Raw genomic sequence first — 5,600 nt, 5'->3', positions numbered from 1 at the left:
ACCAAACTTATCTCTGTATTGAAGCCAAGAAGTTCTGTAAAGTCCTACAGTATCACCGGTGACCTTATCAAGGACTTGGTACGCAAAATTACCCAAAGTAGAAGCAGCACCTCAAGCAACCACCTTTGCTGCTGCTCTGGGTGCTGCTTCTACTTTGGGTAATTTTGCGTACCAAGTCCTTGATAAGGTCACCGGTGATACTGTAGGACTTTACAGAACTTCTTGGCTTCAATACAGAGATAAGTTTGGTATTGGAAGACATCCTCAAACAGGTTCTCACAAAGTTAAAGATATTTCTTTTTGGTATGAAATTATTCAGGAAGAGAATGGTAATTGGTAGTTGGTAATTGGTAATTGGTAATTGGTAATTGGTAATTGGTAGTTGGTAATTGGTAGTTGGTAATTGGTAATTGGTAATTGGTGATGGGACTTACTGGACAACAATACAAACAATTAAGAGATGCTTTAGTGGAAGCTTTTCCATCTCAAATAAGACTGGCTGAATTAGTAAAATTTCAATTTGGCAAAAATCTTAATGCGATCGCAATGGGAGATGACTTAGACGCTATTGCTTATAGGTTAATTCAAACAGCAGAAGCCCAAGGATGGATTGATAAATTAATTGCAGGTGCTAGGGAAGCAAATCCTGGAAATCCCAGTTTATTTGTTGTTGCACAGGAAGTTAATTTGGCAATATCTCTACCATCAAAGCTATCAAAAGTAGGTGGGTTAGAAAGAATTGTTAAGAGAACAAATAGTTTTCTAGATGTAAATCAATGGCGAGAAAAGTTAGGTATTATTGAAGCACAAGTTTGTAGAATCGAAATTACCAAAAAGAATAATTTCCCATCATCTTTTGGTACGGGTTTTTTAATCGCACCAAATGTAGTGATTACGAATTATCACGTTATTGAACCTGTAATTTCAGGAAAAGCGACTCCTAGCAATGTAATTTTGCGTTTCGATTATAAAAAATTACCAGAAGGGAAAGTTATTAATCCAGGTATAGAATATCGCTTAATTGAAGATGAAGATGAGGATGAAAATTATTGGTTAATCGATCAAAGTCCCTATACGGATAATGATTTACCGACAATTGATGAATTAGATTATGTATTGTTACGGGTAGGAGATGCTGATGGAAAGCCTCCCGGAGAACAACCTGTAGCAAATAATCTTCCCAATGCTCCTAAGCGGGGATGGATTAGTTTACCGGAAGATCCAAATTATGAGTTTTTACCCAATACTCCAATATTAATAGTACAGCATCCAGATGCTCAACCATTAAAGCTAGCATTTGATACTGATGCAATTATTGATATTAATGAAAACGGTACGAAGGTTAAATATAAAACTAATACTGAACCCGGGTCTTCCGGTTCTCCATGTTTCGATATTAATTGGAATTTAGTGGCATTACATCACAGTGGCGACCCTAGTTATAATCCATCTTACAATGCTGGAAGTCCTTTTAGTGCTATTTGTCGGCGCTTAGAAAAGCAGGGTTTATTAGAAGAATTACGTAGTGGGACAGCGATGTGGTGATTTTGAACTCTAATTATTGAGATAATTTGTTACACAGTAAACCGTAAATAAACACAACCACTTAAGTACAATAAAAGTATAATTTCATATCTACATAAGGTATTTAAGTAGTTATCGATGAGTTCTGTAAAGGTTCCCGGTTATCTTCTCAAACAGATAAAAGAAGCATTATGTAGGGCTTTCCCCAGTAAAACTAAATTACAAATGATGGTGCGATTTCAATTTAGTCAAAACCTGGATGAGATTGCACTTGGGGAGAATTTAGATGAAATTGCTTATAAGTTAGTCGAACATTTTGAGAAACAGAATAAATTAGAAAAATTGATTAAGGGAGCATTTAAAGCAAATGGTAATAATTCTGGATTAGAAAAAATAGTAAAAAAAACTCATATTACTATTAGTTTATTAGAAATATTACAACCTTTAGAAGATAAATATCTTGAAGAAATGCAACGAGCTGCTTATGAAGCTTGTTATTCCGAGAATCATTTGGATCCTTGTTGGAAAAATAATACTCTTGATAGTTTGAATGATATTTTAGATGGCTTAGATAATATACCCCAAAAAGAAAATCATGAACAACTTATTTTGCAGTTTGTAGTTGGTTTTTTAGTGGAAGTACAAAATAAGCTACCTTCTGGAGAAGAAAAGAACTTAAGACAATGGTGTGAAGATAACTTTAATGATTTTTCTCAACTGCTTGAGCAGATAAAAAATGAGAGATTACAAAGAGAAGAACAAAAGAAAAATACATCAAGCGATCTCATTGTTATCTTACGACCGAGTCAACAATATAAAAAAAGTTATTTAATTAAAGCTTGGTTTATCCCTAATGGGGAACCAGGTAAATCTAATCCTGAAACAGGTGAAGGATATATACCAGTTACACCAGAGGAAGAGGGTCACAAAAAATTTGAAGAAAAAGAAATAGCTAATTTATTAACATTTTGTTTTCATCAAGTTTATCAAGAGCCTACTTTCTCTCGCGATCGCATGAGTATTGAGTTTTTCTTACCTTATGAACTTTTGAATCAACCAATTGATGATTGGAAAATTGCGGATGAGGGTTATCCTCCAAGTCCTATTGGTATTGAATATAAAGTAATTGTTCGCTCCTATAAACGTTTAAATGAATATATCTACAGAAATGATTGGGAGTATAAATGGAATAATTTTAAACAGTTCCCTTGCTCTAAATGCTTTGTTTGTGGTGATGACTGTTGTTCAGACAAATTGTATTCTAAATTACTTGATAAAGGTATTGCAGTTTGTAAATTGATTAAACCACCGTCCCAGGAAATTTTTAAATTTATCGATCGAAGTGCTATTCCTGTAGCGTTATGGATTAGAGAGGAGTTACAAAACTTAGATACTCAAGGGGAAATAGATAAACTTTTTGAATCTTCAATTATTCAACTACCAGAGCGGGTTAAAGAAAAACGTTTGCAGGCTGCTAGAGATAAACGAACTCATGTCGGACATCATATCTCCTTACTATGGGAAAATCCTTATATATTGCCACCCAAGGAAATTAAATATACAACGCCATGACATCTTGGAAAATTTTTCAGGGTACTCCCGAAAACCCACATGATGGTATAGATAAACTTCCCGAACCTCCTAGTTGGCGTAGGTTTGATCAAGAAAAACGGGGAATTACTTATCAAGCAAAGGGGGAAGAAATCGAATTAGTTAATGCAGCACTATATTTACGTCGTCCTTTATTGGTGACGGGTAAACCAGGAAGTGGAAAAACTTCTTTGGCTTATGCTGTAGCTCAGGAATTAAAATTAGGCGAGGTATTGCGCTGGAATATTACTACTCGCTCTAATTTGCTGCAAGGATTATATAGTTATGATGCGATTGGTAGATTACAAGATTCTAAGTCAAGCGACCGCGATAATTTAGATAAAATTGGTGACTATATTAAGTTGGGTGCTTTGGGAACAGCTTTACTACCTTCAGATAAACCCAGGGTATTGTTAATTGATGAGATGGATAAGAGTGATATTGATTTACCCAACGATTTATTAAATATTTTTGAGGAAGGAAGATTTGAAATTCCGGAATTAACTAGAATCGCTGATAAATTTCCTGAAATTAACGTCCAAACCCACGACAACCAAATTGCGAAAATTGTCAGAGGAAAAGTTCAATGTCAGATTTTTCCTTTTGTGCTGCTTACTAGTAATGGTGAAAGAGAATTTCCACCTCCTTTTTTACGACGTTGTTTAAGGTTAGATTTAAGAGAACCAAATCCCCAAGAGTTAGAAAATATTGTGAAGGTACATTTGGGGGATAGTATTATCCAACAAGCGAAACCAATTATTGAAAAATTTTTAAAGAAAAGAAAGTCAGGAGATTTAGCAACAGACCAGTTATTAAATGCAATTTATATTTTATCTTCTACTGCTAACACCTCAGATTCCCCTATCGTTGAAGCCGCAAGAGAACAGCAAGACGGAAAGGAGAAAGAGCAGGAAAAATCACAATTAATAGAACGATTACTGCAATCCCTCAGCAGCACAGAAGGAATTTAACTGAGGTATTATGATTGAACGCGCCATCAAAATCTTACAAAAAACTGGATTCGATTTTACTGCTCGCGAGTTAGCAGAGATTTTTTGGTTAGCTGTTCATTTAGACGAAAAGTCTTCTCAAGTCAAACAGCAAGCAGAAGACAAACCAGATTTTCCCCCATTACAGCAGCAAGTTGAAAATGAACCAGATTTTCCACCAGTACAGCTAAAGGTAGAAGAGGGACAGGAATCGACCCCAAAAACCCAACCTCAAATTAAACCCCCACCTCCAAAACTTCCGGTTACCCTTCACAAACCTCGAAAACCTACCTCTGAAACTACAACGAATCTAAGAACATCAGGTCGAAAAGGTGTTTCGCTGAAAGTACCAGCAGCACCAGCGTTAAGAAATACCCTAGAGTTGGGACGCGCACTTCGTCCGTTAATGCGGAAAGCAGCATCCCCAACAGAACAGATATTAGACGAAGAAACAACCGTTTACCAGATTGCAGAACAAGATATTTGGGTTCCAATATTTCAACCAAAACCTCAAAGGTGGTTAGAATTAGCTTTGGTAGTGGAAAAAAGCAATTCAACAGCTGTTTGGAAACCAACTATTAGAGAGTTAGAAAAACTTTTAAAGCATCACGGTGCATTTCGAGATGTCAGAACCTGGGAATTAAAAGTTACACATAATACTTCAAAACCTAAAATTTCATTACTTCCCCTCAAATTATCTTTTCAAGGTACTAGCAACCAAAATAATAGAGAAGATAATAATTCAATTTCTTATAATCCCGAAATATTAATTGACCCGAAAGGACAACGTTTAATTTTACTAGTAACTGACTGTATCTCGACTGCTTGGCGAGATAGATTGATTTATCCAGTATTAAGTTTGTGGGGAAACAAAGGTTTACTAACTATTTTGCAACTGCTTCCAGAACAACTTTGGGAGCGCACAGCTTTATATTCCGAAACCCCCGTACAGTTAAGTTCCCTCAAACCTGGAGTACCAAATTCAAAATTAATCACCACAACTTGGGATAAAGATGATATTGAGGAGGATAATTTTGATCGAGATAATGGTGAAAATTCCACCTTAGTCGAATTTATATCAATTCCCATCATTACCTTAGAACCCCAACCTTTGCTGACATGGTCGCAGGTAATACTAGGATTGGGAAACATTACCACAGCAGGCTTTAAATTTTCTCTGAGTACAAATTCAGAGTCAAATTCCAATGCAAAATACAGGTCGGAAATAAATACAAATAAAACAGCACCCCAACTAAGCGCCGATGCATTAGTGAATCGATTTCGCGCTACAGCTTCTCCTACAGCACGTCGTTTAGCTGGATTAATGGCAGCTACACCCGTAAGTTTACCAGTAGTGCAACTGATTCAACAAACCCTACTGCCAAATTCAAGACAAATTCATGCTGCAGAAGTGTTTATGAGTGGGTTGCTCAAATCTACAACATCCGAAAACAGTCAAGCTGATTATATTGAATATGAATTTATTCCTGGTGTCAG

General features: G+C 36.0%; 5 protein-coding genes. All 5 read left to right on the top strand.

Annotation, left to right across the window (positions count from 1 at the left end):
- Positions 1 to 58 precede the first annotated feature (58 nt).
- Positions 59 to 340: a hypothetical protein gene (locus QNJ50_RS28390; RefSeq protein WP_300642539.1), complete on the top strand. Its 282-nt coding sequence runs from the start codon at positions 59 to 61 to the stop codon at positions 338 to 340.
- A gap of 83 nt (positions 341 to 423) precedes the next feature.
- On the top strand, positions 424 to 1,545 hold the full coding sequence (locus tag QNJ50_RS28385; protein ID WP_300642536.1) for an effector-associated domain EAD1-containing protein: 1,122 nt from the start codon (positions 424 to 426) through the stop codon (positions 1,543 to 1,545).
- A gap of 117 nt (positions 1,546 to 1,662) precedes the next feature.
- A complete protein-coding gene (locus QNJ50_RS28380) occupies positions 1,663 to 3,096 on the top strand; it encodes an effector-associated domain EAD1-containing protein (protein WP_300642534.1) in 1,434 nt (477 codons plus the stop codon).
- Positions 3,093 to 4,085 carry an ATP-binding protein gene (locus QNJ50_RS28375; protein WP_300642531.1) on the top strand — a complete coding sequence of 331 codons (993 nt, stop codon included), beginning with the start codon at positions 3,093 to 3,095 and terminating at the stop codon, positions 4,083 to 4,085. The genes QNJ50_RS28380 and QNJ50_RS28375 overlap by 4 nt, the downstream gene beginning before the upstream one ends.
- Before the next feature lie 10 nt (positions 4,086 to 4,095).
- Positions 4,096 to 5,600: SAV_2336 N-terminal domain-related protein (locus tag QNJ50_RS28370; protein WP_300642528.1), on the top strand; the 1,505-nt coding region annotated here is incomplete at its 3' end.

The sequence above is a fragment of the Mastigocoleus sp. MO_188.B34 genome, from assembly GCF_030065675.1.
In the GTDB taxonomy this organism is placed as follows: Bacteria; Cyanobacteriota; Cyanobacteriia; order Cyanobacteriales; family Nostocaceae; genus Mastigocoleus.
The sequence above is the reverse complement of the archived record's forward strand: the minus strand, read 5'-3'. Positions and strand labels throughout refer to the sequence as shown.